Raw genomic sequence first — 26,188 nt, 5'->3', positions numbered from 1 at the left:
GTGTGGGTGATGTATTCAAATGATGGCCGGCGCCATCGCGCTCGACCCGGGCCGGGCAACGCTCGGCTGGACACGTGCGAACCTGCGGCCACGCGATGACGCAGCGCCATGATAGCCGACGTCCATCCGCCGGCCCCAGGCCCCGCCCATATTCGCGCGGGCAGGCACCTCGAAACACAGCGGCACCTTGTTGCGCGGACCGATCGGCATCACCCGGATAGCTGACGCCCGATCCTGCGCGCATGGCGACGCGGCGAATTCAACAGACGGCTGTCCCACCACCGAACGCCCCCGCTCGCCAAAGCGCGTCAATGCTCCGCGAGATCGCCCATCACGAGCGCCAGCGCGCGGCGCCAGTCGAGCCGGGTCAGCCCGAAACGCTGGTCGAAACGACCGTTGTCGAGCACGGACCACGCCGGACGACGCGCCGGCGTCGGATAGGCATCCGAATCAATCGCCTCGATGGTTCGCACCTTGATCGCGTCACCGCGGGTTGCGCGAGCCGAATCGACGATCGCGGAAGCAAACCCGTGCCAGGAAGTCTGACCGGCAGCCGTCATGTGGAACAGGCCCGACTCGAAATGCCCTGCCGAACGCTCGCGCACCGCTTGTGCAACGGCATGCGCGGTCAGTTCGGCGATCATGCGCGCCGACGTCGGGGTACCGGTCTGGTCGGCCACCACGCGCATGGTTTCGCGCTCTCCCGCCAGTCGCAGCATCGTGCGCAGGAAGTTTCGACCGCGCACGCCATAGACCCAGGTGGTACGAAACGTCAGCCAGTCGCCGCCGACCGCCGCGATCGCCTGTTCACCGGCCAGCTTGGTGCGGCCGTAGGCATTGACGGGCGAGGTCGGATCGCTCTCCGCGTAGGGACGATCGGCCGTGCCATCGAATACGTAGTCGGTCGAATAGTGAACCAGCAGCGCGCCGGCCTTGCGGGCCGCCTCGGCCAGCACGCCGACCGATTCGCCGTTCACGCGCAGCGCGAGCGCCTCCTCCTCCTCGGCCCGATCGACCGCCGTGTAGGCCGCGGCATTGACGATCAGGCCGGGCCGGACCTCGGCCACCAGCGGCGCGAGCGTCTCGGGCCGCGACAGGTCGGCGGTCTCGCGATCGCAGGCGATCACCTCGCCGAGCGGCGCGAGCGCGCGGGCCAGTTCCCAGCCGACCTGGCCGTTGCGGCCGGTGACGAGCACCTTCATGCGTACACCTCGGCGTCGGCGAGCAGGACGCCGGCCGCGTCCTTCGCGGCCAGCACCGGTTCGCCGTCGAGCGGCCATTCGATGCCGATCGCCGGATCGTTCCAGAGGAGGCTGCGCTCGAACTCGGGATACCAGTAATCGGTGGTCTTGTAGAGGAACTCGGCCGATTCGCTGACGGCGACGAAGCCGTGCGCGAAACCGGGCGGCACCCACAGCTGGCGCTTGTTCTCGGCCGACAGGATCACGCCGACCCACTTGCCGAAGTTCGGCGACGCGCGGCGGATGTCGACCGCGACGTCGAACACCTGGCCGGCGATCACGCGCACCAGCTTGCCCTGCGCATGCTCGATCTGGTAGTGCAGGCCGCGCAGCACGCCGCGCGCCGAACGCGAATGGTTGTCCTGCACGAACACCGCCTGCGGGTCGACCTTCTCGGCGAATTCGCGGCCATTGAAGCTTTCGTAGAAGAAACCGCGGTCGTCGCCGAACACCTTCGGCTCGACGATCTTCACCTCGGGAAGCGCGGTTGGAGTTACCTGGATTGCCATGCCACCTGGTCCGTCAAGAGATTCTTCAGATACTGCCCGTAGGCGTTCTTCGCGAGCGGCTGCGCCAGCTTCAGCACCTGCTCGGCGTCGATCCAGCCGTGCCGGTACGCGATTTCCTCGGGGCACGCCACCACCAGCCCCTGACGCTTCTGCAGCGTGGCGATGAAGGTCGCGGCTTCGATCAGCGAATCGTGCGTGCCGGTGTCGAGCCACGCGTAGCCGCGGCCCATGATCTCCACGTCGAGCTGGCCCGCCTGCAGGTAGCGCGAATTCACGTCGGTGATCTCGAGCTCGCCGCGCGCGGACGGCTTGATGTCGGCGGCGATGTCGCACACCTGCCGGTCGTAGAAATAAAGCCCGGTGACCGCGTAGTTCGAGCGCGGCCTGGCCGGCTTCTCCTCGATCGACAGCGCACGGAACGCGCGATCGAACTCGACCACGCCGTAGCGCTCCGGATCCTGCACGTGATAGGCGAACACGGTCGCGCCGTCCTCGCGCGCGTTCGCGCTCGCGAGCTGCCGGACCAGATCGTGGCCGTAGAAGATGTTGTCGCCGAGGATCAGCGTCGACGGATCGTTGCCGATGAATTCGCGGCCGATGATGAACGCCTGCGCGAGCCCGTCCGGCGACGGCTGCACCGCGTAGGCGATGTTCATGCCCCACTGCGCGCCGTCGCCGAGCATCGCCTCGAAGCGCGGCGTGTCCTGCGGCGTCGAGATGATCAGCACGTCGCGAATCCCCGCGATCATCAGCGTCGCCAGCGGGTAGTAGATCATCGGCTTGTCGTACACCGGCAGCAGCTGCTTCGACACCGCGTGCGTGATCGGGTACAGACGCGTGCCGGAACCGCCGGCCAGGATGATGCCCTTGCGTGTCATCTCGCCTCCGTCACGCGCGCTGCGCGTAGTTCATCTCGACCCAGTTGCGATACTCGCCCGAGGCGACCTCGGCGGCCCACGGCTGGTTGTCGAGGTACCAGCGCACGGTTTTCTCCATGCCGGTCTCGAAGGTCTCGGCCGGCTTCCAGCCGAGCTCGCGCTCGAGCTTGCGCGCGTCGATCGCGTAGCGGCGGTCGTGGCCGGGGCGATCGGTGACGAACGTCACCTGCTCGCGATACGAGCCGGCCGCCTTCGGCTGGAGCGTGTCGAGCAGGTCGCACAGCACATGCACCACGTCGAGGTTCTTCTTTTCGTTCCAGCCGCCCACGTTGTAGGTCTCGCCGGGCACGCCGCGTGCGAGCACCTCGCGGATCGCCGAGCAGTGGTCGCCCACGTAGAGCCAGTCGCGCACGTTCTGGCCGTCGCCGTAGACGGGCAGCGGCTTGCCGGCGAGCGCGTTGGCGATCATCAGCGGAATCAGCTTCTCGGGGAACTGGTAGGGGCCGTAGTTGTTCGAGCAGTTGGTGGTCAGCACCGGCAACCCGTAGGTGTGGAAGTAGGCGCGCACCAGATGGTCGGACCCGGCCTTGGTCGCCGAATAGGGGCTGTTCGGCGCGTAGGGCGTGGTTTCGGAGAACTGCGGATGGCTCGCAGACAGCGAGCCGAACACTTCGTCGGTCGACACATGCAGGAAGCGGAACGCGGCCTTCGCGTCGGCCTCGAGCGTGTTCCAGTACTGGCGCGCCGCCTCGAGCAGCGTGAAGGTGCCGACCACGTTGGTCTGCACGAAATCGGCCGGGCCATGGATCGAGCGGTCCACATGGCTTTCCGCCGCGAAATGCAGGATCGCGCGCGGGCGGTGCTCGGCCAGCAGCGCGTCGATCGCCGCACGATCGCAGATATCGACGCGGGCGAATACGTGCGCCGGATTATCCTGAAGCGATTTCAGCGTGCCGAGATTGCCCGCATACGTCAGCTTGTCGACATTCAGCACTGCCTCGTCCGATTGCGCGAGCCAGTCCAGCACGAAATTGGCGCCGATAAAACCGGCACCGCCCGTCACCAATATCATGGGATCCCTTTTGTCGAATACGATCCATACGCGTCGCGGCGTTGACTGGCGCCACGGCTTCCCGGAACGTGCGCCCGCGAATCGCGAATGTTCTGTTGTTCTGCAGCCCGGCAGGCCGATCGGACTGCCTTGCAGCCTTGTCGCACCTTGCCCCGCAGGCACGCAATTATAAGGCCAGTCCCCCCTGAAAGGCGGGCTTCTAACAACTTGCAACAGCTTGACAAATGACGAAAGGCACGAAGTTTCACGCCAATTCTTCTCGAAAAAGAGACAATTCGCGTGATATTTGCTCCCGCCAATCGCGCAAGGAAGTCCGGATTAACCTGTGTTACCGTGTGCCGCAGTTCGTCAAGCAACGTCAAATCACGTCACGCCCATGACCCAAGCATCCGGCACGGCCGTTCCCATCGCGTTCGGCGACCTCCAGGGTTGTCACGCGCCGTTGCGTCAATTGCTGTCCCGCCTGTCCCCGTCGGCCGACCGGCCGCTCTGGTTCGCGGGGGATCTGGTCAACCGCGGCCCCGCCTCGCTTGCCACGCTGCGCGAGGTGATCGCGATCGGCGAGCGCCGCGTGGCCGTGCTCGGCAATCACGACCTGCATCTGCTGGCGGTCTCGGCCGGCATCCGGCAGCTCAAGCCCGGCGACACGATCGGCGAAATCCTCGATGCGCCCGACGCGCCGGACCTGCTCGACTGGGTCCGCCACCGGCCGTTCGTCCATTTCGAGGACGGCAAGCTGATGCTGCATGCGGGCCTGCTGCCGCAATGGGACGTCACGCTCGTGCTCGAACTCGCCGACGAACTGCAGCGCGCGCTGCGCGCGCCGGACTGGCGCGACACGCTGCGGGCGCTGTACGGCAACGAGCCGAACCAGTGGCGGGACGGCCTGACGAAGGCCGAGCGCCTGCGCGTGGCGTTCAACGCGCTCACGCGGCTGCGCTTCTGCACGCCGGACGGCGCGATGGAGTTCCGCGCCAACGGCGGCCCCGGCGCGGCGCCGGACGGCCATCTGCCGTGGTTCGAGGTGCCCGGCCGGCGCAGCGCCGAGGTGACCGTCGTGTTCGGTCACTGGGCCGCGCTCGGGCTGATGCTGCGTGACAACCTGATCGCGCTCGATTCGGGATGCGTGTGGGGAAACCAGCTGTCGGCCGTCGAACTCGCCGACGACCCGGCCGCGCGCCGCGTCACGCAGGTGTCCTGCAAGGGCTGCGGCGCCGGCGGGGATTGAACGGACGGCGCGGTGTCTGTTGCGTGATCGCGACGCGTTCAACTGCATCGCAATATCGGCCGCCGGGGTCGGACCACGACGCTTGGCGAGCGGCCGGGGCTCACCCGGCCAAGGCGAGGCAACCCGCTCTCGCGGCCATCAGGCGTCGCGATGCGCGGCCGGCTCCGCCTCGACGCCGGCCGGCGCGGCTTCATGCGCCGCCGCCCCGGCCGGCTGCCCCGCGAGTTCGTCGACGGCAAGCCGGGCGAGCGCTTCGGCCGTCGGCTGGCCCGCGTTCGCCTGCATCTCGGCCAGCGCCGCGCAGACCGCCTCGCTCGCGCGCGCCGACAGCTCGCGCCGGTCACCGGCCTCGATCGGCGCGCCGACGTAGAGGTGCGCGACCAGCGGCGCGTCACGCAGCACGCGGCCGAGCGAGGTGCCGAGCGACATCTTGCCGGTGTACGCGGGCGCCACCGACTGCCGCCCCTGCGCGTCCTCGTACATGATGCAGAGCGGCTGCACCGGGCGCCCCGCCTCGACCGCGGCCTGAAACATGTTCGAATGGAACGGCAGCACGTCGAGCCCGTTCGAGGTGGTGCCCTCGGGAAACACGCACATCAGCTCGCCGCCGTTCAGCCGCTCGGCCAGTTCGTGCATGATCCGCTTCGCCTCGCTGCGCTTCTCGCGCTGCAGGAAGATGGTGCCGAGCTTCTCGGCAAGCCAGCCCACCACCGGCCACTGGCGCACCTCGGCCTTCGAGACGAACGGCGTGGGCCGCCATGCGTTGATCACGTAGATGTCGAGCCACGAGACGTGGTTGCCGATCACGAGCGCGCCGGCATCGAGCCGCGCCTCGTCGTGATGGACGACGAGCCGCATCCCGCAGAGCCGCAGCATCTTCACGGTCCAGCGGCGCGTCAGTTCCTGCCGCCGCGCCGGCGTGGCGTGGCCGAAATGCAGGGCGATGGTCGCCATCCCGCGCAACAGATGCAGGATCAGGCGCAGCTTGCGCAACAGGTTCACGATGCGCTCCCGCTCAGCGACGCTCGAACGCGAGCTGGCCGGCGACGATCGTCGCGCGCACCTGCGCGGGCAGTTCGTAGCCGAGGAACGGCGAGTTGTGGCCCTGGCTCTTCAGTGCGCGCGGCTCGACCAGCCAGTGCGCGGCCGGATCGAACACCATCAGGTCGGCCACCGCGCCCGGCACGAGGCGCCCGGCCGGCAGCTTCAGCACCTCGGCCGGGGCCGAGGTGATGCGGCTCAGCGCCTGCGCGAGCGGCAGGTTCGCCTCGTTGGCCCACTTCACCGTCAGCGACAGCAGCAGCTCGAGGCCGGTGGCGCCCGGCGTCGCCTCGGCGAACGGCAGCAGCTTCTCGTCGTCGTCCACCGGCGTGTGGTCCGAGCAGATCGCGTCGATCGTGCCGTCGGCCACGCCCGCGCGGATCGCCTCGCGATCGCGCTCGGCGCGCAGCGGCGGATCGAGCCGGAACTGCGCGTCGAAGTAGCCGATATCGACGTCGGTCAGGTGCAGGTGGTTCGCGCTGACGTCGCAGCTCACCGCCAGCCCCTCGGCCTTCGCCTCGCGCACCAGCGCGATGCCGGCCGCCGACGACAGCCGCATCACGTGCACGCGCGCGCCCGTCACGCGCATCAGCTCGAACAGCGTGTGCAGCGCGATGGTTTCGGCCGACACCGGCACGCCCGACAGCCCGAGCCGCGACGCGACCGGGCCGCTCGCGGCCACCCCGCCCCTGGCGAGGAACGCGTCGAGCGGGCGCAGCCAGACCGTGAAGCCGTAGGTGCTCGCGTACTGCAGCGCACGCAGCAGCACCTGCGTATCGCGGATCGGCACGTTGGCCTGCGTGAAGCCGATGCAGCCCGACTCGGTCAGCTCGACCATCTCGGTGATCACCTCGCCGCCGAGCCCCACCGTCAGCGCGCCGAGCGGATAGACGTGCGCCTGGTGCAGCTTGCTCGCGCGGAACTTGAGCATCTCGACCAAGCCCGGCTCGTCGAGCACGGGATCGGTGTCGGGCGGGCAGACGAGGCTCGTCACGCCGCCGGCCACGGCCGCGGCCATCTCGGACTCGAGCGTGGCGCGGTGCTCGTTGCCGGGCTCGCGCAGCCGCGCCGAGAGGTCGACGAGACCGGGCGCGACCACCAGCCCGGTGGCGTCGATCGTCTTCGCCGCGTGGAAATCGGCCGGCGCCGCGCCGATCGCGGCGACCCTGCCGGCCGCGAGGTAGACGTCGGCCTGTTGCTGCGTGCCGGCGGCCGGATCGACCAGCGTGCCGCCCTTGATATGAATCTTCATGCGCTGCCTGTGAATGCGTTGGATGCGTGGAATTCGATGGCCGGACGGCGCCGCGCGCCGCCCGCGGCCGCAATCAGTCGCTGGTGCCGGCGACGATCCCCATCACGGCCATGCGCACCGCGATGCCGAACGTGACCTGGTTCAGGATCACCGACTGCGGGCCGTCGGCCACCTGCGAGTCGATCTCGACGCCGCGGTTCATCGGCCCCGGGTGCATCACGATCGCGTCGGGCGCGGCCAGCGCGAGCCGCTCGGGCGTGAGACCCCAGCTCTTGAAATACTCCTGCGCCGACGGCAGCAGCGCGCCGCTCATGCGCTCGTTCTGCAGGCGCAGCATGATGATGACATCGACGCCCTTCAGGCCTTCGTCGAGATTGTGGAAGACCTTGACGCCCATCTGCTCGAGCCCGCCCGGCAGCAGCGTGCGCGGGCCGATCGCGCGCACCTCGGGCACCCCGAGCGTGGTCAGCGCGTGAATGTCCGAGCGCGCCACGCGCGAGTGCAGGATGTCGCCGACGATCGCCACGCGCAGCTTCGTGAAGTCGCGCTTGTAGTGGCGGATCGTGTACATGTCGAGCAGCCCCTGGGTGGGGTGCGCGTGGCGGCCGTCACCGGCGTTGATCACGTGGACGTGCGGCGCGCAGTGCTCGGCGATCAGGTACGGCGCGCCGCTCGATGCATGGCGCACCACGAACAGGTCGGCATGCATCGCCGAGAGGTTGTTGATGGTGTCGAGCAGCGATTCGCCCTTGCTCGTCGACGACGCGTTGATGTTCAGGTTCAGCACGTCGGCCGACAGGCGCGTGGCGGCGATCTCGAAGGTAGTGCGGGTGCGCGTCGAGTTCTCGAAGAACAGGTTGAACACCGACTTGCCGCGCAGCAGTGGCACCTTCTTCACCTCGCGATCGGTCACGCTGACGAAGCGGTCCGCGGTGTCGAGGATGTGCGTGACGATCGAGCGCGGCAGGCCCTCGATCGACAGCAGGTGCTTGAGCTCGCCGTTCTTGGTGAGCTGCGGGTTGCCCTTCAGGAAGCCGTAGCGAAAGCGCTCGGTGGACGCGGCCGCGGCGGGAGTGCCGGCGCGGCCGGAGGTGTCGGTCGTCATGGTGTGCGTGATTCCAGCGTGTTGCCAGGTAGCTGGCGCCCCGGCACGGCTTCGCGTGCCGCGGGCGCCGGATGAGGCGCGCTCAGTGCGGGCTCGCCTCGAGATCGAACGTGAAGCGCAGCGCCGCGTCGCGCGTGAGCACGAGCGTCGCGCCGGCCGGCACGTCGAGCGTGCCGCCGACGAAGCGCGCCGCCACCGGCAGCTCGCGCCCGCCGCGGTCGGCCAGCGTCGCGAGCTCGACGGCGGCCGGACGGCCGTAGTCGTAGAGCTCGTTGAGCGCGGCGCGCACGGTGCGGCCCGTGTAGAGCACGTCGTCGACGAGGAGGATGCGGCGGCCCTCGACCTCGAACGGCAGCGAGGTCGGGCTGGCCTGGCTGTGCAGGCCCTTCTTGGCGTAGTCGTCGCGATGCAGCGCGACGTTGACGACGCCGAAGCCCGACGCGTTCAGGTCGCGCGCGAGCCGCTCGGCGAGCCAGGCGCCGCCGCTGTAGATGCCGGCGATCGCCGGGCCGTCGGGCGCCGCGAACGCGGCTTCGCCCCAGGCGTCGCGAATCTGGTCGAGCAGCGCGCGGTAGAGCGCTTCGGCGTCAATGGAACTCATGATGATCGGGCAACTGGTCGAGATGGGTTTGAAGGATCACGCGGGCGGCTTCGGCATCGATGGCCGCGGCGGCGCCTTTCGTGCCAGCGCCGCGCTCGCGCAGCTGGGCGCGCGCCTCGACCGACGAATAGCGCTCGTCGATCCAGCTGATGGGCAGGTTGAAGCGACCGTTCAGCTGGTTGCCGAAGCGTTTGGCCTGCTGCGTCATCTCGTGCGGCGTGCCGTCCGGATGCAGCGGCAGGCCGACCACGAGCGCGTCCGGGCGCCATTCGGCGATCAGCTCGCCGATCGCCTTGAAGCGATGGTCGCGATTCAGGTTGGGAACGATGACGAGCGCGCGGGCCGAGCGCGTGAGCGTATTGCCGACCGCCACGCCGATCCGCTTCTCGCCGTAGTCGAACGCGAGCAGCGTCGCTTCGCGCGCGTTCGAACCGCTCATGCGTGGCCCGCCTCGCCGGAGAGCATCGTCGAGGACACGCCGAGCAGGCCGAGCGCGGCTTCGAAGCGCTCCTCGGCCGGCGTGTCGAACACGATGCGCGGATCGGCCGCCACGGTCAGCCAGCCGTTCTTCGAGATTTCGTCCTCGAGCTGGCCGGCGCCCCAGCCCGCGTGGCCGAGCGTCAGCAGGAAGCGTTTCGGGCCACTGCCCGACGCGACCGCCTCGAGCACGTCCTTCGAGGTCGTCATCTCGAGCCCGCCCTCGACCGTCATCGACGAACTGTAGGCACTGCCCTCCACCGGCTCGTGCAGCACGAAGCCGCGCTCGGTCTGCACCGGGCCGCCGAAATAGACGGGGATGTGCAGCAGCGGCTCGATCTCGAGCTTGAGGTCGATGCGGTTGAACAGCGATTCGAGGTCGATGTCGGTGGGACGGTTGATGACGAGGCCGAGCGCGCCGCGCTCGCTGTGATCGCAAAGATAGACCACCGTCCCGGAGAACGTCGGATCGGACATGCTGGGCATGGCGATCAGGAACTGGTTGGTGAGATTGATGCGATCGGAACTCTTTGACATGGTTTGAATTTTAGCAAAGACCGCGCGGTAGCGACCGGCGCCATGTCATCCGGCGCCGCCCGCCGCGAGGGTCGATATGACGGATCACGTCGCACTCTATCACGCGTTCGGGGCCGACCGGCAGGCTCGCCGCGCGGCAACGGCGTCGCGGCTCGCGGCGGCGCCATGTCACAAAAAGCACATCATCGGCGATGCGGTCGAATCGGTCGCGAATCGTTCGTCAATCGGCGGAAACGTCCCCAAAATCAATCGATCCGGCCGTGCCGCGCGCGGCACATCGGGGACCGATGATCGGTGGCGCGCCCGCCACAGGACATAAGAGGGACACGACAGCACCCGGGCCGGCGCTCAGGCCAGCACTCGAACCGGCGCTCAGGCGGCCTCGAGCGCCGCGCCGAGCGCCTCGCGCGCGGCCGCCAGATCGGGCGGCGCCACGCCGGCCGCGATCTTGTAGAGCGCCGCGCGCAGCGCGTCGGAGCCGGCCGCGAGCGCCGCCCCGCCGTCGCCGGGCGGATGGCCGTGGGTGATGCGGCGCCAGCCGAGCGCGACCGCGTCGGCCAGCAGCGCCGTCTGGCCGAGCCCGAGCGCGGCCGCCGCGGCGCCGACCCGATAGGCGGCGGCCGACGCGCGCCAGGCCTGGGTCGCGTCGGCCCCGGCCGGATCGCCCGCCAGCTCCGTCATCGACGCGTCGGCGGTCTGCAGGAAATCCTCATAGGCATGGCCATTGACGGTCACCACGCCGAGTTGGCGGATCGCCGCGGCGTCGCGCAGCGCGTCGGCCTCGGCGCGCGCGGCATCGGCCTCCCAGAGCATCTCCGATGCCTGCGAGCCGGCCACGTGCCAGTCCACCGTCAGGCCGTAGTCGTTCAGCAACTCGACCTCGGCCGCGTCCTCGGCCGCCGCGCCGTACAGCGCGAGCTCGCGCCAGACCAGCGCGAGCGTCTCGCGCACGAGTGCCACATCGGCCACGCGCGCGCCGTTGGCCTGCTCGCGCAGTTGCAGGTTGCCGCGCGCGAGCCAGCGCCGCAGTTCGGCGCCGGCCGTGCCGCGCAGCGTGCGCAGGCAGGCGCGGGCCAGCCGCCAGTAATCGTAGGGATCGCTGCCGGCGAGCGCGGCGAGGCAGGCGTCGAGCGCATCGAGCGCGGCCGCGGGCGGCGCGTCGGGCTCGCGCAGCACGATCAGCAGCGCGGCCTCGTAGACGGCGCGCAGATGCGCGAGACGATCGGCCGGCAGCGCGTCGAGCCGCGCCGGCGGCACCGGGCGGCCGACCAGCGCGAGCGCGTGGAACGGCACCTCGCGCGCGGCCCGCACGCGACCGGGCTCGGCCGACGCGCATGCCGCGCGGTAATGCGCGTGCAGCACCGGCGAACAGGCAAGCTCGCGCAGGTTGCGGCGCGCGACGGCCCAGCGGAAGTCACGCAGCGCGTCGCGCCACGGAGAAACGGCCGGGCCCGGTGCGCCATCGGTGGAGGTGGCCAGCGACGCGGCGGCCAGCGCCAGCGCATAACGCTGCGCGGCCAGCCAGCCCGCGTCGTGCAAGGCTGCCGCGCCGGTGCGCAGCGCCCGCGCGAGCGCCTCGCCCGACGCCGTGCTGGCCTCGGCCAGCGTCGCCTCGACGAGCAGCACCGCGCCGCCGCGGGGATTCGGCAGCGCATCGGGAATCGGCACGGCGGCCGGGAACGTCGTCATGGGCTCGCAACCATCGACGCGAAGACGAAAATGCCGCGCGGCCGGGGCCGTGCGGAGTACCGTCAGGCCGGCGTCGCGTCAGGCACGCCGGCCCGCGGCCGAAAGACGGCGCGGATCGGTCAGATCTGGACCATCTCGAAATCTTCCTTGCGCGCACCGCATTCCGGACAGGTCCAGTTGATCGGCACGTCTTCCCAGCGTGTACCCGGGGCGATGCCCTCGTCCGGCAACCCCGCCTCTTCGTCGTAAATCCAGCCGCAGATCAGGCACATCCAGCTTTTATATTCCATCGTTCGCCGCGCAGGGATAGCGTTGTTTGGGGAGCCGTGATGGTAACGTGCGGAGGGCCGCGCTGCCTAGCTCCGAGATACGGCAGGGGGACGGTCGGGCCAGGACGGCGCGACCGCTGCGCGCGCATCGATCTCGCACGACGCCGTGCCCGGCCGCAGCCAATCGCCGCGAGAGGCCGCGAAGGGCTGCAAACGGCCGCGCGTCTCCGGTCCGGCGGGGCCGCCGCGCGCTATATCTCATTAAAAAAACCGTTTCACGCGCAGCTTTCCCCCGCATAATGACCGGCGAGGCGCACCCGCGTGGTGCGCCGCCCGATCGTTATCTCTTTCCCCGATTTTTCATGTCCAGCAACGCCCCCCCGATCGTCCTCACATTCGGCCTGTCCGATCCCACCGGCGGCTCCGGCCTGCAGGCGGATCTGCTGACGCTGGCGAGCATGGGTTGCCACGGCGTGTCGGTGCTGACGGGCTACACGGTCCGCGATTCGGCGTCCTGCGACGAGGTCACCGGCCTCGATCCCGACACCGTGGTCGCGCAGGCCCGCATGCTGCTCGAAGACATGCCGGTGGCCGCCTTCAAGATCGGCGCGACCGCGCGTGCCGAAGTGGTCAGCGCGATCGCCGAGGTGGTGGCCGACTACGACGGCGTGCCGCTCGTGCTGGCCCCGGACTTCACGCTCGACGACGAACACGTGCTGGCCGCCGACGACCTGCGCGAATCGATCGCGGACCTGCTCGCGCCGCAGACCACGCTGCTGGTGGCCGACCACGCCACGCTGATCGCGCTCGCGCAGCCTGACGGCGACGCGGAAGCCCCGAACCTCGACGCGGCGATCGCGCATTTGCTGTCGCAGGGCTGCGAATACATCCTCGCGACCGAGACCGGCACGCACCGGCTCGTCAACACGCTGTACGGCGAAGAGGGGCAGATCCGCCAGGACCTGTGGGAACGCACGCCGCACCGGCTGATGGGCGTGACCGACACGCTCGGCACCGCGATCGCGGCACTGCTCGCGAACGGCCAGGAGCCGCCCGAGGCCGTGCGCGAGGCGCAGGAATATCTCTACCAGGCCGCGCGCGACGCGTTCCGGCCCGGCATGGGCGCCTGGGTGCCCGACCGTTTCTTCTGGGCGCGCAGCAACGAAGACGCGCCGGCCGCCGCCCCCACCGCCCCGGCCACGCCGCCGTTCGGCGCATCGCGCCACTGAGCACCGTGGCGCCGGGCGACAAGCCCGACCACGCCGACGGCGCCATGATCCGAGCCGTAAACGACAAAAAACCCGCAATCGCTTGCGGGTTTTTTGTTTGGCAGACGGGACGCGCATCGCTGCGCGCCCGTCGATGCAATCGACCGAAGTCGATTACATGTCCATGCCCATGCCGCCCATGCCGCCCGGCATGCCGCCCGGCATCGGTGCGTCTTCCTTCGGCAGTTCGGCAACGGCAGCGTCCGTCGTCAGCAGCAGGCCGGCGACCGAAGCCGCGTTTTGCAGCGCGGTGCGCGTGACCTTGGTCGGGTCGACCACGCCGGCTTCGACCATGTCGACGTACTCGCCCGTCGCCGCGTTGTAGCCGTAGTTGCCTTGGCCGGCGGCAACTGCCGCGACCACGACGCTCGCCTCTTCGCCACCGTTCGTGACGATCTGGCGCAGCGGCTCTTCCATCGCGCGCAGCACGATCTTGATGCCGGCGTTCTGGTCGGCGTTGACGCCGGTCAGGCCCGCGATCGCGGTGCGTGCGCGGATCAGCGCGACGCCGCCGCCGGCCACGATGCCTTCTTCCACAGCTGCGCGCGTGGCGTGCAGTGCGTCTTCGACACGTGCCTTCTTTTCCTTCATTTCGACTTCGGTCGCGGCGCCGACCTTGATCACCGCCACGCCGCCTGCCAGCTTGGCAACGCGCTCTTGCAGCTTCTCACGGTCGTAGTCCGAGGTCGCTTCCTCGATCTGCGCACGCACTTGCTTGACGCGCGCTTCGATGTTCACGGCTTCGCCAGCGCCGTCGATGATCGTCGTGTTTTCCTTGCCCACTTCGATGCGCTTGGCCTGGCCCAGCTCGGCCAGCGTTGCCTTCTCGAGCGTGAGGCCGGTTTCTTCCGCCACCACTTGACCGCCGGTCAGGATCGCGATGTCTTCCAGCATGGCCTTGCGACGGTCGCCGAAGCCCGGTGCCTTGACGGCGACGGTCTTCAGGATGCCGCGGATGTTGTTGACGACCAGCGTCGCCAGCGCTTCGCCTTCGACGTCTTCGGCGATGATCAGCAGCGGACGGCCAGCCTTCGCGACTTGTTCCAGCACCGGCAGCAGGTCACGGATGTTCGACACCTTCTTGTCGTGCAGCAGCACGAACGGGTTGTCGAGGACGGCGACTTGCTTGTCCGGGTTGTTGATGAAGTACGGCGACAGGTAGCCGCGGTCGAATTGCATGCCTTCGACGACGTCGAGCTCGTCGGCCAGCGACTTGCCGTCTTCGACGGTGATCACGCCTTCCTTGCCGACCTTGTCCATCGCTTCGGCGATGCGGTCACCGATCGACGAATCGCTGTTCGCCGAGATCGAGCCGACCTGGGCGATTTCCTTGTTCGTCGTGCAGGGCTTGCTGATCTTCTTCAGCTCTTCCACTGCCGCGGCGACGGCCTTGTCGATGCCGCGCTTCAGGTCCATCGGGTTCATGCCCGATGCGACGTACTTCATGCCTTCGCGGACGATCGATTGCGCGAGGACGGTTGCCGTCGTCGTGCCGTCGCCGGCGTTGTCGCTGGTCTTGGAAGCGACTTCCTTGACCATTTGCGCGCCCATGTTCTGGAGCTTGTCCTTCAGCTCGATTTCCTTGGCGACCGACACGCCGTCCTTGGTGACCGTCGGGCCGCCGAACGAGCGCTCGAGCACCACGTTGCGGCCCTTCGGACCCAGCGTGACCTTCACTGCATTGGCGAGAATGTTCACGCCTTCAACCATCTTGGAACGGGCGGAATCGCCGAACACGACGTCTTTAGCTGCCATCTTCTAACTCCTTGAATTCTTGGGAATGGATACCGGCGGGAACGCTTAGTTCGCGTTGACCACGGCCATGATGTCTTCTTCGCGCATCACGAGCAGTTCCTGGCCGTCGACCTTGACGGATTGGCCAGCGTACTTGCCGAACAGGACACGGTCGCCAACCTTGACGTCGAGCGCAATCGGAGCGCCCTTGTCGTCACGCTTGCCCGGGCCGATCGCCAGCACTTCGCCTTGATCCGGCTTTTCCGCTGCCGCTTCGGGGATCACGATGCCCGAGGCCGTCTTGGTTTCCTGATCCAGGCGCTTGACGATCACGCGATCGTGCAAAGGACGAAGGTTCATTTTCACTCCTCTCTTGAATGAGACTGAAGAACACTAAGGGATGCCGCCTGGCGATCGCCGGCGGCGAATTGTTAGCACTCTCGTGCAGCGAGTGCTAATTATATGGACGCGGTTTGACAAATTCAAGGACGGACCAGCACGGTTTTTTCGCGGGCCCCGTCCGCCCCCGCCGCGGGCCTGCAGCGGCCGGAACGCGGCCGCCCGTCAGGGTTTACCTGCCCCCGACCGGCCCCGGGGCATGCCTGCCGGCCGGCCCGGGAGCGCCGTTCGAGTCGCCCGGGGCGTGACAAGTTCCATCGGCGCACCGGCAAGCCGCCGGCCCGTTTTTCCGTGCGCCGCCTCGCTTTCGCTGCGCCGTGCCGGCCCTCGCGTGCCCTCGACACCTGCGCCACCGCGCCGCGCGCGCCGCCGCCTGCCTGGCCGCACCGCCGCGGCATTGCCCACACCGCTGATCGCTCAGATCGGTCCCCTTTTCGATTGAGCGGCGTCAAGACCGGCACGGGGATGGCCAATTCCAGGGATATCCATTCCGGTTCCAGCCATTTCGTCTGCGGAAAAAATCATCCAATGACGGTTCCGGATCTGCAATTCCCGATCACGAACGCGAACCATGAGCGCTTGCCGGCTCCACGCGTTCGCGGATGTCAATTCACCGTCGCCCGGACGACATGCGCATCGCATCTTCAAAGGACCCTGACATGAAAATCGAATTACCCGAGCGAGAGATCAATGGCGAAATAGGCGGCATCTATTCGGCGCACGTGTCGCAGCATCCGCTGCCGACGCTTCGGATTCCTGACGCTTCGACGGCCCCGGCGGTGGCCTACAACCTGATCCACGACGAGTTGCTGCTCGACGGCAACTCGCAGCAGAACCTGGCGACGTTCTGCACCACCTGGGTCGAGCCGGAAGTGCAGCAGCTGATGACGGATGCCATCGACAAGAACATGATCGACAAGGACGAGTATCCGCAAACGGCCGAGATCGAGAACCGCTGCGTCACGATGATCGCCGACCTCTGGCACGCGCCCGATCCGCTCGGCACGATCGGCTGCTCCACCACCGGCTCGAGCGAAGCCTGCATGCTGGGCGGCCTCGCGCTGAAATGGAAGTGGAAGCAGCGCCGCGAGGCAGCCGGGCTCTCGACGGCCAAGCCGAACTTCGTGTGCGGCCCGGTACAGATCTGCTGGAAGAAGTTCGCGCGCTACTTCGACGTCGAGATCCGCGAGGCGCCGCTGCACGGCGACGGCCTCGGCATCACGCCGGCCGACCTGCGCGAGCTGTGCGACGAGCACACCATCGGCGTGGTCGCGACGCTCGGCGTCACCTTCACCGGCATCTACGAACCGGTCGCGGCGCTCGCCGCCGAACTCGACGCGATGCAGCGCGAACTCGGACTCGACATCCCGATCCACGTCGACGCGGCCAGCGGCGGCTTCGTCGCCCCGTTCATCCAGCCCGACCTCGAATGGGACTTCTCGATCGAGCGCGTCAAGTCGATCAACGCATCGGGACACAAGTACGGCCTGGCGCCGCTCGGGGTGGGCTGGGCCGTCTGGCGCTCGAAGCAGGAACTGCCGGAAGACCTGATCTTCTACGTCGACTACCTCGGCGGCAACATGGCGACCTTCGCGCTGAACTTCAGCCGCCCGGGCGGCGAAATCATCGCGCAGTACTACAACTTCCTGCGGCTCGGCCGGGAAGGCTACACGGGCATCCAGCAGGCCTGCAGCGACACGGCCCAGTGGCTGGCCGCCGAAGTGGCCGGGCTCGGCCCGCTCGAACTCGTCTACGACGGCCGCGGCGGCCTGCCGGCCGTCTGCTATCGCCTGAAGGACGGCATCGACCATCGCTTCACGCTCTACGACCTTTCCGACCGCATGCGCATGCGCGGCTGGCAGATCGCCTCCTATCCGCTGCCGGCCAACCGGCAGGACGTGATCGTGCAACGCGTCCTGATTCGCCACGGCATCAGCCGCGACCTGATCAAGATCCTGCTCGATGACCTGCATAAAGCCATTGAATATCTTCAAGGCAACTGAAACGACGTCATCGCGTTGACGTGATATCGCATTGCGACGCCCGTGACTGGCGCCGATCGGCGCATTCCCTTTCGCCTGTCGATCCGGCCGTCAGCCGGGCGTCGCGCTATCCGGATCGCAGTGGAGAGCGAAAATGGTTCACTTCTTTACCTTCCTGAACGGCAATCCGTATATCTTGCTGTTCTTCGTGGTCGCCATCGCGGTATGGGTCGGCCACTGGTCGATCAAAGGCTACGCGCTCGGCGCCGTGGCGGCCTCGATCATCGTCGGCTGCGGCGTCGCCACCCTGGCCTCGCATTACGGCGTGATGCTGCATCTCGACGATTTCACCAAGAGCCTGTTCTATTACCTGTTCATGTACGGGGTGGGGCTGCGCGTCGGGCCGTCGTTCATCAACAGCCTCAAGGACGACGGGCCGAAATTCATCGTGCTGGCGATCGTGTCGTCGGTGCTCGGGCTCGGCATCATCGTGGCGGGCTCTCGCTGGCTGCACCTGCCGGTGGGCGCCGCCGGCGGCATCCTGGCCGGTTCGCAGACCATGTCGGCCGCGATCGGCTCGGCGGAAACCGCGATCACCTCGGGCGTGGTGCCGCTGCCGCCCGGCACCACCCGGGCCGGCGCGACGGCGATGATCGCGCTGTCCTACGGGATCTCGTATATCTGGGGCACGGTCGGCATCATCCTGATCTGCAAGTACCTGCCGCGCTGGTGGGGCGTGGACGCGCGCAAGGCCGCGAAGGAGTACGAAATCGTCCACGGCGTGCCGAACGTCGACGACGCCGAGCTGTACGGCTTCCGGCCGTTCGGCATCCGCGCCTACCGGCTCGTCAACGACAAGTTGCACGGCCTGACGATCGCCGATTTCCGCCGCCGCTTCGGCGAATACCAGATCGTCAACGTCGAGCGCGGCAACGCGCTGCTCGGCGCCGGCGCTGACCTGACGCTGAATGCGGGCGACGTGATCGCGCTCGGCGGCCGGCTCGCCGACCTGACCAGCCACATGGGCCTGATCGGCCCCGAGGTGCCGGACGCGCAGGTGCTCAGCGTGCCGCTCGACGAGGCCGAGGTCGTGGTGACGAGCAAGGGCGCCGGCGAACACGCGCTGCGCAATTTCGCCGATACGGCGGTGGCGGGCCAGGTGCAGCTGACGAACATCATTCGCGGCGGCAAATCGATGCCGGTCGGGTCCGATACGCAGCTGAAGCGCTTCGACGTGCTGCAGCTGGTGGGCCTGCGCGACGCGGTGGCGAAAAGCGGCGAGATGCTCGGCATCCTCGCGCACCACAACACCGCCACCGACCTGCTCACGCTGTCGCTCGGCATGATCCTCGGCTTCCTGATCGGCCTGATCCAGATCCCCGCGTTCGGCGCCTCGGTCGGGCTCGGCAACGCGGGCGGGCTGCTCGTGTCGGGAATCATCGTGTCGTCGCTGGTCTCGCGCGTGCGCTTCTTCGGCAACACGCCGAACGCCGCGCGCAACATCCTCGAGGACATGGGGCTGATCTTCTTCGTCGCGATCGTCGGCGTGAACGCCGGCGCGAGCCTGCTCTCGCAGCTCACCGGCGGCACAGCGCTGAAGATCTTCCTGCTCGGCTTCGTCGCCTGCACGATCCCGCCGTTCATCGTCTGGGCCATCGGCCTGCACCTGTTCCGGATCAATCCGGCGGTGCTGATGGGCGGCGTGGCCGGCGCGCGCAGCCACTCCGGCCCGGCGCGCGAGGCCGCCAAGGAAATCAGCAGCACCGTGCCGTGGATCGGCTTCCCGGTCGGCTACGCGGTGTCCGGCGTGCTGCTCACGGTGTTCGGCTACTTCGCGATGGTGCTCACGCGCTAGCGGCGCGAAGCGGGCGGCCGGGCCGGCGTTGCGCGTGAATGCGGAAGTGATGCGTGATCGCGGCTTGAGCGAAACCACAACGCCGACCAGCAACGCGCGATCGCGGCCGGCCGCCCCGGGCCGACCGGAACCGGCCGTCCGGCCTCGGCCGGATGGACCGGATGGACTGCAGCGGCGTGACGCGACACCTCGCGCGCCACGCGCTGCGGACGATGGACCTTCCACAGGATGAACGCCGAAAGAACGCGCCGTCCTCGCGCGCCGCCCGTCAGCGGGTGCGTGACGGCGGCGAAGTTCGGGACGCGTTCCTGCAGCAGACATGACGAATCAATCGCAGCCTCAATCGCAACCCCAATCTCAACCCCGCACCGCCGCGCAGGCCACCCTGCCGCGACGCCAGTTCATCCAGTCGGGCGCCGGCCTCGCCGCGGCCGCGGCGCTGCCGCTCGCCGCGCTGTCGGCCGGCGCGCATGCCGACACGCCGCCGGCCGCCCCAGCCGGCCCGGCCGACCTGAAGCGGCTCGCGACCGAGGCGCACCGCCGCTTCGCGGGCGAGCATGCCGGCAAGAACGCCGACTACATCCCGTATCTGGCCAGCGTGCCGTCGCAGCTGTTCGGCATCGCGATCGTGGACCGCCACGGCGGCGTCGCGACGGCCGGCGACGCGAACACGCCGTTCGCGATCGAATCGATCGCCAAGGTGTTCAACCTCGCGCTCGTGATGGCGGAGCGCGGCGCCGACCGCGTGCGCGACAAGCTCGGCGCAAGCGCCACCGGCCTGCCGTTCAACTCGGTGATGGCGCTCGAACTGCACGGCGGCAAGCCGCTGAGCCCGCTCGTCAACGCAGGCGCGATGGCGACGGTCAGCTTCGTCGCGGCCGGCAGCGCGACCGAGCGCTGGAGCAAGGTGTTCGCCAACATGAAGCGCTTCGCGGGCGCGGATCTATCACTGAACGCCGCCGTCTACCAGTCCGAAGCGGCGACGAACCAGCACAACCGCGCGATCGCCTACCTGCTGCAGAGCGCCGGCTACATGTATTCCGATCCGATCGAGGCCTGCGACGTCTACACCAAGGCCTGCTCGGTCAACCTCACCGCGCGCGACCTGGCGATGATGGGCGGCGTGCTGGCGAACAACGGCGTCCACCCGGTGTCGGGCACGCGCCTGCTGGAAGGCCGCGACGTGCCGAAGCTGCTAGCCGAAATGGCGATGGAAGGCATGTACGACACCAGCGGCGACTGGCTCTACGACGTCGGCCTGCCGGCCAAGAGCGGCGTGGGCGGCGGCATCGTGGCGGTGGCGCCGGGCCGGCTCGCGATCGCGGCGTTCTCGCCGCCGCTCGATACCTATGGCAACAGCGTGCGGGCCCAGAAGGCGATCGCGTGGATCGCCGACCAGCTCGGGCTCAACGTGCTGCGTGTCGCCTGAGCCTCGCCGTCCCTCCCCAACGCGCGCGGCTCGCGGGCCGCGCGCCGGCACGGCGGGGTGGCGCCACCGGTCGATCGAACCGGACCGTCACCCCTCTTATCTGGCGATACGTTAGTCGCGCACCGGCCCGGTGTGGTCGCGCCGGGCAGCCTGCCGATCATCGTTCGATCGGCGGGCTGTTCGGCGTTTCCGCGTCGTGTACCACATCGCGCATGAAGGCCCCGGTGCGCGTCTCACGCACGAGGCGCCGCGCCATCGCCACCGCCCTGTCGGCCGCCCGTCGAGCGGCCGTCAGTCATCGGTCGAACGCCCGTCGATCCGGCCGTCGCATCGTTCGCGCCGGAAGAAGTGGCCGGGCGTGCGGCCGAACACGCTCTTGAACATCGCGATGAACGCGTTGACCGATTCGTAGCCGAGGTCCTCCGAGACGCGCTGGACCGGGGTGCCCACGGACAGCTTCTGCAGCGCCACGATCAGCCGCAACTGGCGGCGCCAGCGGCCGAACGTCATGCCTGTCTCGGCGATCACCAGCCGGGACAGGCTGCGCTCGCTCAGCGCGACGCGCGCCGCCCACTGCGCGGCGGTGCGCCGGTTCGCCGGGTCCGCCGCGAGTTCGGTGGCGATCCTGCGCAGGCGAGGATTCGACGAGATCGGCACATGCAGATACTCGACCGGCATCGTCGCCAGTTGCTCGACCAGCACCACCGCGAGCCTGCCGGTCGGGCTGTCGCTGGCGTAGTGCTGCGGTTGCTTCACGAGATGGCAGGTCAGCTCCAGCACCAGCGCGCTGAGCGTCAGCGTACAGCAGGCGTCGGGCATCGCGGCGGCATCGGGCTCGAGGAACAGCATCAGCACTTCGCCGCCCGGCGAGACGCGGCTGCTGTGCAGCATGCCGCGCGGAATCCACACGCCGAAATTCGGCGGCACCAGCCAGATGCCGCTCTCGACCTGGCACGTCACCGAGCCGCGGCGCGTGATGACGAGCTGGCCCCTGCGATGGAAATGCGGCTGCGGCGCAGCCTGGATCTGCTTCAGGTCCGGCCGCACCGCGACGACGGGACCGTCGTGCGTATCCGGATCGAACCGGCTTCGACGCACCGGGGCGCCGACGGCACGCTCAAGGTCCGACTCAAGGTCCGGCATGCACGATCCCGCGAAGCTGGCTCGATTCAGATACTGGTTGCGGACACATCCTGTTTGCCCTCCGACTCGATTGACGAGTTGCCGGCCATCGGCGGCCCCGTGAGCCGGCAATCCAGTCATGCTACGGCGGCCTCGGTGCGCCTCGCCGAAGCAGATCAGCGTCTCGTCATTCCGTGCGGGAATTCTGGACGTGCATTGTCGTTGTCGAGGAAGGGAGTGCGATGGGCCGAGACAAGATGGCGCCGGTGGCCGAGCGGATGATTCGGAGTACGACGGGGATGCGTGCGCCGACGCTCCAGCCGGATTGGCGCGACTCGGTGCTCAAGTCGCAGCCGGAATCACGAGGATCGGCGAGGGCGAACGGCGGACACGACACGAGGCCGTTCGCCCACAGCGCCCGGGGTTGCATCACGAAACAGGACCGGGCACGCTCATCCATGCGGTCCGCTGCGCATCGAAGCGAAACGGGCCGATGACGACGAAAAAGCGCGACACGGCCCCATCCACCGGGGCCGCGCATTCAGGCAAGCAGGCGGCGCGCCCGCCGCCCCGCCAACTCAGCCCTGAAAAAACGCCAGCAGATCCTGATTGACCTGCGCGGCATCGACGATCGCGATTCCGTGCGAGCCGCCCGGATAAACCTTCAGCGTTGCGTGCGGCACGATATCGACGGTGCGGCGCGCCGAGGCGTCGATCGGCACGATCTGGTCGTCGTCGCCGTGCAGCACGAGCGTCGGCACGTCGATCTTCTTCAGATCCTCGGTGTAGTCGACCTCCGAGAACTCGCGGATGCAGTCGAACTGCCCCTTGATCGAGCCCATCATGCCCTGCGCCCAGAACGCGTCGATGGTGCCTTGCGAAACCTTCGCGTCGGCGCGATTGAAGTTGTGGAACGGCACGGCGAGATCCTGGTAGAACTGCGAACGGTTGCGGACCACGCCGTCGCGGATGCCGTCGAACACGTCGATCGGCAGGCCGCCCGGGTTCGCCTCGGTCTTCAGCATCAGCGGCGGCACCGCGCCGATCAGCGCCACCTTCGCGACGCGCGCGGTGCCGTGGCGGCCGATGTAGCGCGCGACTTCGCCGCCGCCCGTGGAATGGCCCACCAGCATCGCGCCCTTCACGTCGAGATGGTCGAGCAGCGCGGCCAGATCGTCGGCATAGGTGTCCATGTCGTTGCCGTCCCACGGCTGCGCCGAGCGCCCGTGGCCGCGCCGGTCGTGCGCGATCACGCGGTAGCCGCGATAGCCGAAGAACAGCATCTGGGCGTCCCAGGCGTCCGCGCAGAGCGGCCAGCCATGCGAGAACACGACCGGCACACCCTTGCCCCAGTCCTTGTAGAAGATTTCCGTACCGTCTTTCGTCTGGAAAACACTCATCACGAGACTCCTGAAGTGGAATTGTCTGAACGCGGAGCTACCCAGCCAGTGTAAGCGCTCGTGATGACAGCAAGGCAATCGGCCGGCGGCCGTGGCGCCCCCGTTGCGGGCATGCGAACCACGACGCTGCCGCTCAGCCGCGCTCGCCCACCAATTCGATCAACGCGCGTGCCTGCGCGTCGGCGTCGCCCGTCATCGGCGCGAACGGGAACGGCAGCGCGCCCGCGAGCTGACGGAACGCGGCGCGGCTGCTGCGCGTGTAGGCGGGGTCGTAATGCAGATCGATCAGCGATTCGAACAGCTCGCTGCGTTCGCCGGCCTCGGCCAGCGTCTGCCAGTCGCGAATCCGCGCGTGGCCATGCAGTTCGGTCAGGCGCGCGAGCTGCTGCACGAACGCGACCGGATCGTCGAACAGGTGCTCGTAGTCGCGCAGCAGCAGCGCGACGCGTTCGTCGCGCGCGGTCTCGACGGCGACGCAGCGCGCCTCGTGCATGCCGGCGAGGATCGTGTCCGGCAGCGCGATGCGGCCGATCTTGCGGCTCTCGGCCTCGACGAACACCGGCCGCGCCGGATCGAGCCCGCGCAGCGCCAGCACGAGCGCCGTGTCGAAGCCCTTCTGCGTCGGCTGCTCGGCGCCCGGCAGCGCGCCGAGCAGCGAGCCGCGATGCACCGCCAGCCGCTCGAGATCGAGCGTCTGCGCGCCGGCCCGCGCGAGCGCGCCGAGCAGCTGCGTCTTGCCGCTGCCGGTGCGCCCGGTCAGCACGATGTAGCGGAACCGCCCCGGCAGCGCGCCGAGCTCGTCCACCACCCAGCGCCGGTAGGTCTTGTAGCCGCCGTCGAGCTGCCGCGCGCGCCAGCCGATCAGGTTCAGCCACGAAGTCATCGAGCCCGAGCGCTTGCCGCCGCGCCAGCAGTAGATGAGCGGGCGCCAGTTCAGCGGCCGGTCCGCGAAGGTGGTCTCGAGATGCGTGGCGATGTTGCGCGCGACCCAGGCCGCGCCGATCCGCGTGGCCTCGTGCGGCGACTCCTGCTTGTACATGGTGCCGACGATCACGCGCTGGTCGTTGCTGAGCACCGGCGCGTTGAGCGCGCCGGGGATGTGGTCTTCCGCGTATTCGAGCGGCGTGCGCACGTCGATGATCTCGTCGAATTCGTCGACGCGAGACAGCGGAACAAGAAAGGGATTCACGAAAGGGTCGGAGGAACGAGGGGCAGAACAGCGGACAGGACAACCGGCGGATTATCGCACGGTGCCCCGCCCGCCCCGGCCCGTCTCCCTCACCCCAGCGACACCAGCGGCCGTTTCATTCAGTCACACGGCGTCGGTCGCGCCGCGCCAGTCGCGGTCAGTCGCGCAGCGCGTCGCGGATCGCCGCGAGCCAGAGCGCCACCGCGTGCGCGCCCGGGTCCGGATGGCCGAGCGCGCGCTCGCCGAGATAGCTCGAACGACCGCGCTTCGGCATCAGCGTGGCGGTGCCGGCGGCGCCCTCGGCGGCCGCGGCCGCGCTCGCGTCGAGCGCCTGGCGCAGGTTGCCGGTGGCGTCGAGCGCGGTGCGCAACGCGCGCGCGGCCGGATCGAGCGCATCGACCATGGTGCGATCGCCCGGATGCGCGCCGCCGATCTCGGTCACGCCGGCCACCGCGGCGAGGAACGCATCGGCCCAGGCCGACGCGTCGGGCCGATCAGCCGCATCGAGCGCGGCCGCCGCGCGCATCAGCATGGCCGCGTAGAGCGGGCCGGAAGTGCCGCCCACCGCGCGCCGCAGCGTCGCCGACATCGCGCGCAGCACCGCGCCCGGGCGCGACGCGTCGGGCCAGCCGTCGGCCTCGGCCGCGATCGCGTGGGCCGCGCGCGACAGGCTGATGCCGAGGTCGCCGTCGCCCACGCGCTGGTCCATTTCGGTCAGCGTCGGCTCGGCGGCCAGCAGCCGCGCGCAGATCGCGTCGAGCACGCGGCGCAGCGCGCTGTCGGGCGCGAGCCGCGCGCCGCCCGCCAGCCGGCGATGCGCGGCATCGGGCGCGGCCGGCACCGGCCGGCTCTCGGGCGGCGCGACCTGCCCGGCGCGCGCGGGCCAGGCCGGCGCGGCGGTCGGCGCATCGAGCCAGGCGAGCCGGGCGTCGTCCACGCGCAGCAGCGTCAGCGACACGCCCGCCATGTCGAGCGCGCTCAGGAAGGTGCCGGCCCAGGCACGCTCCACCTTGACGCCGCGCGCCTCCAGCACGCGCAGCGCCGCGCCCGACACGATGTCGAGTTCGCCCGGCGGCGTGCCGCCGAGGTTGTTGACGAGCAGCGCCACGCGCGCGCCGCGTTCGAGCGCGAGATCGTCGGCGACGCGCGCGAGCAGGCGTTCGGCCACCGTATCGGCGGCGCCGGCCGGGTCGAGTTCGGCACGCTCGACGCCGGCCTCGCCGTGGATGCCGAGCCCCCATTCGATCTCGCGCTCGCCGAGCGTGAAGCCGGGCGTGCCGGCCGCCGGCACCGTGCAGGGCGACAGCGCGACGCCCATCGTGCCGAGCGCGGCTGCGGCTTCGCGGGCCTGCCGCGCGACCTCGGCGAGCCGCAGGCCGGCCGCCGCCGCCGCGCCGGCGATGCGATGCACGAGCACCGTGCCGGCCAGGCCGCGCCGGCCGGCATGTTCGCCGCGCGCGGCGAGCGCGACGTCGTCGGCGACGATCACCGTCTCGACGTCGATCCCTTCCGCGCGCGCGATCTCGGCGGCGAGCCCAAAATTGAGCCGGTCGCCGGTGTAGTTCTTGACGATCAGCAGCACACCGGCCGGGCCGCCCACGGCGCGGATCGCGTCGAGCACGGCGTCGACCGACGGCGACGTGAACACCTCGCCCGCCACCGCCGCGCTCAGCATGCCGCTGCCGACGTAGCCCGCATGCGCGGGCTCGTGGCCGGCGCCGCCGCCCGACACGAGCGCGACCTCGCCGCGCGAGGCGGCCTCGGCCGCGTCGGCACGCACCACGATCGTGCGGTCCGCGAGCAGCGCCAGATGGGGATGCAGTGCGACGAGTCCGTTCAGCAGGTCGGGCACCACGCGTTCGACATCGTTGATCAGCTTCTTCATTCGGCAGGTTCTCCGGGAGCGTGGCT

General features: G+C 69.2%; 24 protein-coding genes. 6 read left to right on the top strand and 18 right to left on the bottom strand.

The genetic code is table 11. The annotated features are described in order from the left end of the window. Positions 1–308: 308 nt before the first annotated feature. Genes rfbD through rfbB form a run of 4 tightly spaced genes read right to left on the bottom strand, consistent with a single transcriptional unit; the run spans position 309 to position 3,700 of the window. A complete protein-coding gene (gene rfbD / locus BpN12_RS18370; protein ID WP_246796939.1) occupies positions 309–1,202 on the bottom strand; it encodes a dTDP-4-dehydrorhamnose reductase in 894 nt (297 codons plus the stop codon). Continuing rightward, a complete protein-coding gene (rfbC, locus tag BpN12_RS18365) occupies positions 1,199–1,750 on the bottom strand; it encodes a dTDP-4-dehydrorhamnose 3,5-epimerase (protein ID WP_246796938.1) in 552 nt (183 codons plus the stop codon). The genes rfbD and rfbC overlap by 4 nt, the downstream gene beginning before the upstream one ends. Next, complete coding sequence (gene rfbA, locus BpN12_RS18360) at positions 1,735–2,628, bottom strand: glucose-1-phosphate thymidylyltransferase RfbA (RefSeq protein ID WP_246796937.1); 894 nt, start codon at positions 2,626–2,628, stop codon at positions 1,735–1,737. Before rfbA ends, rfbC begins: the two co-directional genes overlap by 16 nt. 10 nt (positions 2,629–2,638) lie before the next feature. Continuing rightward, positions 2,639–3,700 (bottom strand): dTDP-glucose 4,6-dehydratase, encoded by a 1,062-nt coding sequence (rfbB, locus tag BpN12_RS18355; protein WP_246796936.1) that lies wholly within the window; start codon positions 3,698–3,700, stop codon positions 2,639–2,641. Between the two features lie 376 nt (positions 3,701–4,076). On the opposite strand from rfbB, the gene BpN12_RS18350 reads away from it, so the two are divergent. Continuing rightward, positions 4,077–4,928 carry a symmetrical bis(5'-nucleosyl)-tetraphosphatase gene (locus BpN12_RS18350; protein WP_246796935.1) on the top strand — a complete coding sequence of 284 codons (852 nt, stop codon included), beginning with the start codon at positions 4,077–4,079 and terminating at the stop codon, positions 4,926–4,928. Between the two features lie 138 nt (positions 4,929–5,066). Here BpN12_RS18350 and BpN12_RS18345 read toward each other — a convergent pair whose 3' ends face one another. From BpN12_RS18345 to BpN12_RS18320, 6 genes are all read right to left on the bottom strand, one after another. Next, positions 5,067–5,882: a lysophospholipid acyltransferase family protein gene (locus BpN12_RS18345; RefSeq protein WP_425306366.1), complete on the bottom strand. Its 816-nt coding sequence runs from the start codon at positions 5,880–5,882 to the stop codon at positions 5,067–5,069. Positions 5,883–5,943: 61 nt separating this feature from the next. Further along, positions 5,944–7,221: a dihydroorotase gene (locus BpN12_RS18340; protein WP_246796934.1), complete on the bottom strand. Its 1,278-nt coding sequence runs from the start codon at positions 7,219–7,221 to the stop codon at positions 5,944–5,946. Between the two features lie 73 nt (positions 7,222–7,294). After that, positions 7,295–8,326, bottom strand: coding sequence for an aspartate carbamoyltransferase catalytic subunit (locus BpN12_RS18335; RefSeq protein WP_012734803.1), 1,032 nt, complete (start codon positions 8,324–8,326; stop codon positions 7,295–7,297). A gap of 82 nt (positions 8,327–8,408) precedes the next feature. Next, positions 8,409–8,927, bottom strand: a complete 519-nt coding sequence (gene pyrR / locus BpN12_RS18330; protein WP_246796933.1) for a bifunctional pyr operon transcriptional regulator/uracil phosphoribosyltransferase PyrR — start codon at positions 8,925–8,927, stop codon at positions 8,409–8,411. Then, entirely contained in the window at positions 8,914–9,366 is a 453-nt protein-coding gene (gene ruvX / locus BpN12_RS18325) for a Holliday junction resolvase RuvX (RefSeq protein WP_246796932.1), read from the bottom strand. The genes pyrR and ruvX overlap by 14 nt, the downstream gene beginning before the upstream one ends. Further along, positions 9,363–9,941 carry a YqgE/AlgH family protein gene (locus BpN12_RS18320; protein WP_042624014.1) on the bottom strand — a complete coding sequence of 193 codons (579 nt, stop codon included), beginning with the start codon at positions 9,939–9,941 and terminating at the stop codon, positions 9,363–9,365. The genes ruvX and BpN12_RS18320 overlap by 4 nt, the downstream gene beginning before the upstream one ends. A 76-nt stretch (positions 9,942–10,017) precedes the next feature. Between BpN12_RS18320 and BpN12_RS18315 the strand changes: the two genes are divergently transcribed. Beyond that, positions 10,018–10,260, top strand: a complete 243-nt coding sequence (locus BpN12_RS18315; RefSeq protein WP_246796931.1) for a hypothetical protein — start codon at positions 10,018–10,020, stop codon at positions 10,258–10,260. A 53-nt stretch (positions 10,261–10,313) separates the two neighbouring features. Here the strand turns inward: BpN12_RS18315 and BpN12_RS18310 are convergent, their stop codons facing one another. Together BpN12_RS18310 and BpN12_RS18305 are read right to left on the bottom strand one after the other, a co-directional pair. Then, positions 10,314–11,630 carry a hypothetical protein gene (locus tag BpN12_RS18310; RefSeq protein ID WP_246796930.1) on the bottom strand — a complete coding sequence of 439 codons (1,317 nt, stop codon included), beginning with the start codon at positions 11,628–11,630 and terminating at the stop codon, positions 10,314–10,316. Positions 11,631–11,749: 119 nt separating this feature from the next. Continuing rightward, entirely contained in the window at positions 11,750–11,920 is a 171-nt protein-coding gene (locus tag BpN12_RS18305) for a rubredoxin (protein WP_006400971.1), read from the bottom strand. A gap of 341 nt (positions 11,921–12,261) precedes the next feature. Here BpN12_RS18305 and thiD point away from each other — a divergent pair, with 341 nt between their 5' ends. Continuing rightward, positions 12,262–13,128, top strand: coding sequence for a bifunctional hydroxymethylpyrimidine kinase/phosphomethylpyrimidine kinase (thiD, locus tag BpN12_RS18300; RefSeq protein WP_246796929.1), 867 nt, complete (start codon positions 12,262–12,264; stop codon positions 13,126–13,128). Positions 13,129–13,281: 153 nt separating this feature from the next. Here thiD and groL read toward each other — a convergent pair whose 3' ends face one another. Beyond that, a complete protein-coding gene (groL, locus tag BpN12_RS18295) occupies positions 13,282–14,922 on the bottom strand; it encodes a chaperonin GroEL (protein ID WP_042624011.1) in 1,641 nt (546 codons plus the stop codon). 45 nt (positions 14,923–14,967) lie between these two features. Then, a complete protein-coding gene (locus tag BpN12_RS18290; RefSeq protein WP_012734796.1) occupies positions 14,968–15,261 on the bottom strand; it encodes a co-chaperone GroES in 294 nt (97 codons plus the stop codon). A gap of 698 nt (positions 15,262–15,959) precedes the next feature. Here BpN12_RS18290 and gad point away from each other — a divergent pair. From gad to glsA, 3 genes are all read left to right on the top strand, one after another. After that, positions 15,960–17,303: a glutamate decarboxylase gene (gad, locus tag BpN12_RS18285; protein WP_246796928.1), complete on the top strand. Its 1,344-nt coding sequence runs from the start codon at positions 15,960–15,962 to the stop codon at positions 17,301–17,303. 133 nt (positions 17,304–17,436) lie between these two features. Further along, complete coding sequence (locus BpN12_RS18280; RefSeq protein WP_246796927.1) at positions 17,437–19,137, top strand: aspartate:alanine exchanger family transporter; 1,701 nt, start codon at positions 17,437–17,439, stop codon at positions 19,135–19,137. Positions 19,138–19,456: 319 nt separating this feature from the next. Next, a complete protein-coding gene (gene glsA, locus BpN12_RS18275) occupies positions 19,457–20,566 on the top strand; it encodes a glutaminase A (protein ID WP_246796926.1) in 1,110 nt (369 codons plus the stop codon). A 291-nt stretch (positions 20,567–20,857) separates the two neighbouring features. Here glsA and BpN12_RS18270 read toward each other — a convergent pair whose 3' ends face one another. The 4 genes from BpN12_RS18270 to dhaL all read right to left on the bottom strand — a co-directional run bounded on the left by BpN12_RS18270 (position 20,858) and on the right by dhaL (position 26,162). Next, positions 20,858–21,664: an AraC family transcriptional regulator gene (locus BpN12_RS18270; protein ID WP_246796925.1), complete on the bottom strand. Its 807-nt coding sequence runs from the start codon at positions 21,662–21,664 to the stop codon at positions 20,858–20,860. A gap of 602 nt (positions 21,665–22,266) precedes the next feature. Beyond that, positions 22,267–23,088: an alpha/beta fold hydrolase gene (locus BpN12_RS18265; RefSeq protein ID WP_246796924.1), complete on the bottom strand. Its 822-nt coding sequence runs from the start codon at positions 23,086–23,088 to the stop codon at positions 22,267–22,269. A gap of 133 nt (positions 23,089–23,221) precedes the next feature. After that, positions 23,222–24,277: a tRNA 2-selenouridine(34) synthase MnmH gene (gene mnmH, locus BpN12_RS18260; protein ID WP_246796923.1), complete on the bottom strand. Its 1,056-nt coding sequence runs from the start codon at positions 24,275–24,277 to the stop codon at positions 23,222–23,224. Between the two features lie 157 nt (positions 24,278–24,434). After that, a complete protein-coding gene (gene dhaL, locus BpN12_RS18255; RefSeq protein WP_246796922.1) occupies positions 24,435–26,162 on the bottom strand; it encodes a dihydroxyacetone kinase subunit DhaL in 1,728 nt (575 codons plus the stop codon). Between the last annotated feature and the right edge of the window lie 26 nt (positions 26,163–26,188).

It is taken from the genome of Burkholderia perseverans, from assembly GCF_022870505.1.
GTDB classification, from domain to species: Bacteria; Pseudomonadota; Gammaproteobacteria; order Burkholderiales; family Burkholderiaceae; genus Burkholderia; species Burkholderia plantarii.
This window is presented reverse-complemented; position numbering and strand designations above follow the sequence as displayed.

What these genes read in the sequence shown, in the direction of transcription:
- rfbD (WP_246796939.1), bottom strand. Translation starts at nt 1,202, where the DNA reads ATGAAGGTGCTCGTCACCGGCCGCAACGGCCAGGTCGGCTGGGAACTG.
- rfbC (WP_246796938.1), bottom strand. Translation starts at nt 1,750, where the DNA reads ATGGCAATCCAGGTAACTCCAACCGCGCTTCCCGAGGTGAAGATCGTC.
- rfbA (WP_246796937.1), bottom strand. Translation starts at nt 2,628, where the DNA reads ATGACACGCAAGGGCATCATCCTGGCCGGCGGTTCCGGCACGCGTCTG.
- rfbB (WP_246796936.1), bottom strand. Translation starts at nt 3,700, where the DNA reads ATGATATTGGTGACGGGCGGTGCCGGTTTTATCGGCGCCAATTTCGTG.
- BpN12_RS18350 (WP_246796935.1), top strand. Translation starts at nt 4,077, where the DNA reads ATGACCCAAGCATCCGGCACGGCCGTTCCCATCGCGTTCGGCGACCTC.
- BpN12_RS18345 (WP_425306366.1), bottom strand. Translation starts at nt 5,882, where the DNA reads ATGGCGACCATCGCCCTGCATTTCGGCCACGCCACGCCGGCGCGGCGG.
- BpN12_RS18340 (WP_246796934.1), bottom strand. Translation starts at nt 7,221, where the DNA reads ATGAAGATTCATATCAAGGGCGGCACGCTGGTCGATCCGGCCGCCGGC.
- BpN12_RS18335 (WP_012734803.1), bottom strand. Translation starts at nt 8,326, where the DNA reads ATGACGACCGACACCTCCGGCCGCGCCGGCACTCCCGCCGCGGCCGCG.
- pyrR (WP_246796933.1), bottom strand. Translation starts at nt 8,927, where the DNA reads ATGAGTTCCATTGACGCCGAAGCGCTCTACCGCGCGCTGCTCGACCAG.
- ruvX (WP_246796932.1), bottom strand. Translation starts at nt 9,366, where the DNA reads ATGAGCGGTTCGAACGCGCGCGAAGCGACGCTGCTCGCGTTCGACTAC.
- BpN12_RS18320 (WP_042624014.1), bottom strand. Translation starts at nt 9,941, where the DNA reads ATGTCAAAGAGTTCCGATCGCATCAATCTCACCAACCAGTTCCTGATC.
- BpN12_RS18315 (WP_246796931.1), top strand. Translation starts at nt 10,018, where the DNA reads ATGACGGATCACGTCGCACTCTATCACGCGTTCGGGGCCGACCGGCAG.
- BpN12_RS18310 (WP_246796930.1), bottom strand. Translation starts at nt 11,630, where the DNA reads ATGACGACGTTCCCGGCCGCCGTGCCGATTCCCGATGCGCTGCCGAAT.
- BpN12_RS18305 (WP_006400971.1), bottom strand. Translation starts at nt 11,920, where the DNA reads ATGGAATATAAAAGCTGGATGTGCCTGATCTGCGGCTGGATTTACGAC.
- thiD (WP_246796929.1), top strand. Translation starts at nt 12,262, where the DNA reads ATGTCCAGCAACGCCCCCCCGATCGTCCTCACATTCGGCCTGTCCGAT.
- groL (WP_042624011.1), bottom strand. Translation starts at nt 14,922, where the DNA reads ATGGCAGCTAAAGACGTCGTGTTCGGCGATTCCGCCCGTTCCAAGATG.
- BpN12_RS18290 (WP_012734796.1), bottom strand. Translation starts at nt 15,261, where the DNA reads ATGAACCTTCGTCCTTTGCACGATCGCGTGATCGTCAAGCGCCTGGAT.
- gad (WP_246796928.1), top strand. Translation starts at nt 15,960, where the DNA reads ATGAAAATCGAATTACCCGAGCGAGAGATCAATGGCGAAATAGGCGGC.
- BpN12_RS18280 (WP_246796927.1), top strand. Translation starts at nt 17,437, where the DNA reads ATGGTTCACTTCTTTACCTTCCTGAACGGCAATCCGTATATCTTGCTG.
- glsA (WP_246796926.1), top strand. Translation starts at nt 19,457, where the DNA reads ATGACGAATCAATCGCAGCCTCAATCGCAACCCCAATCTCAACCCCGC.
- BpN12_RS18265 (WP_246796924.1), bottom strand. Translation starts at nt 23,088, where the DNA reads ATGAGTGTTTTCCAGACGAAAGACGGTACGGAAATCTTCTACAAGGAC.
- dhaL (WP_246796922.1), bottom strand. Translation starts at nt 26,162, where the DNA reads ATGAAGAAGCTGATCAACGATGTCGAACGCGTGGTGCCCGACCTGCTG.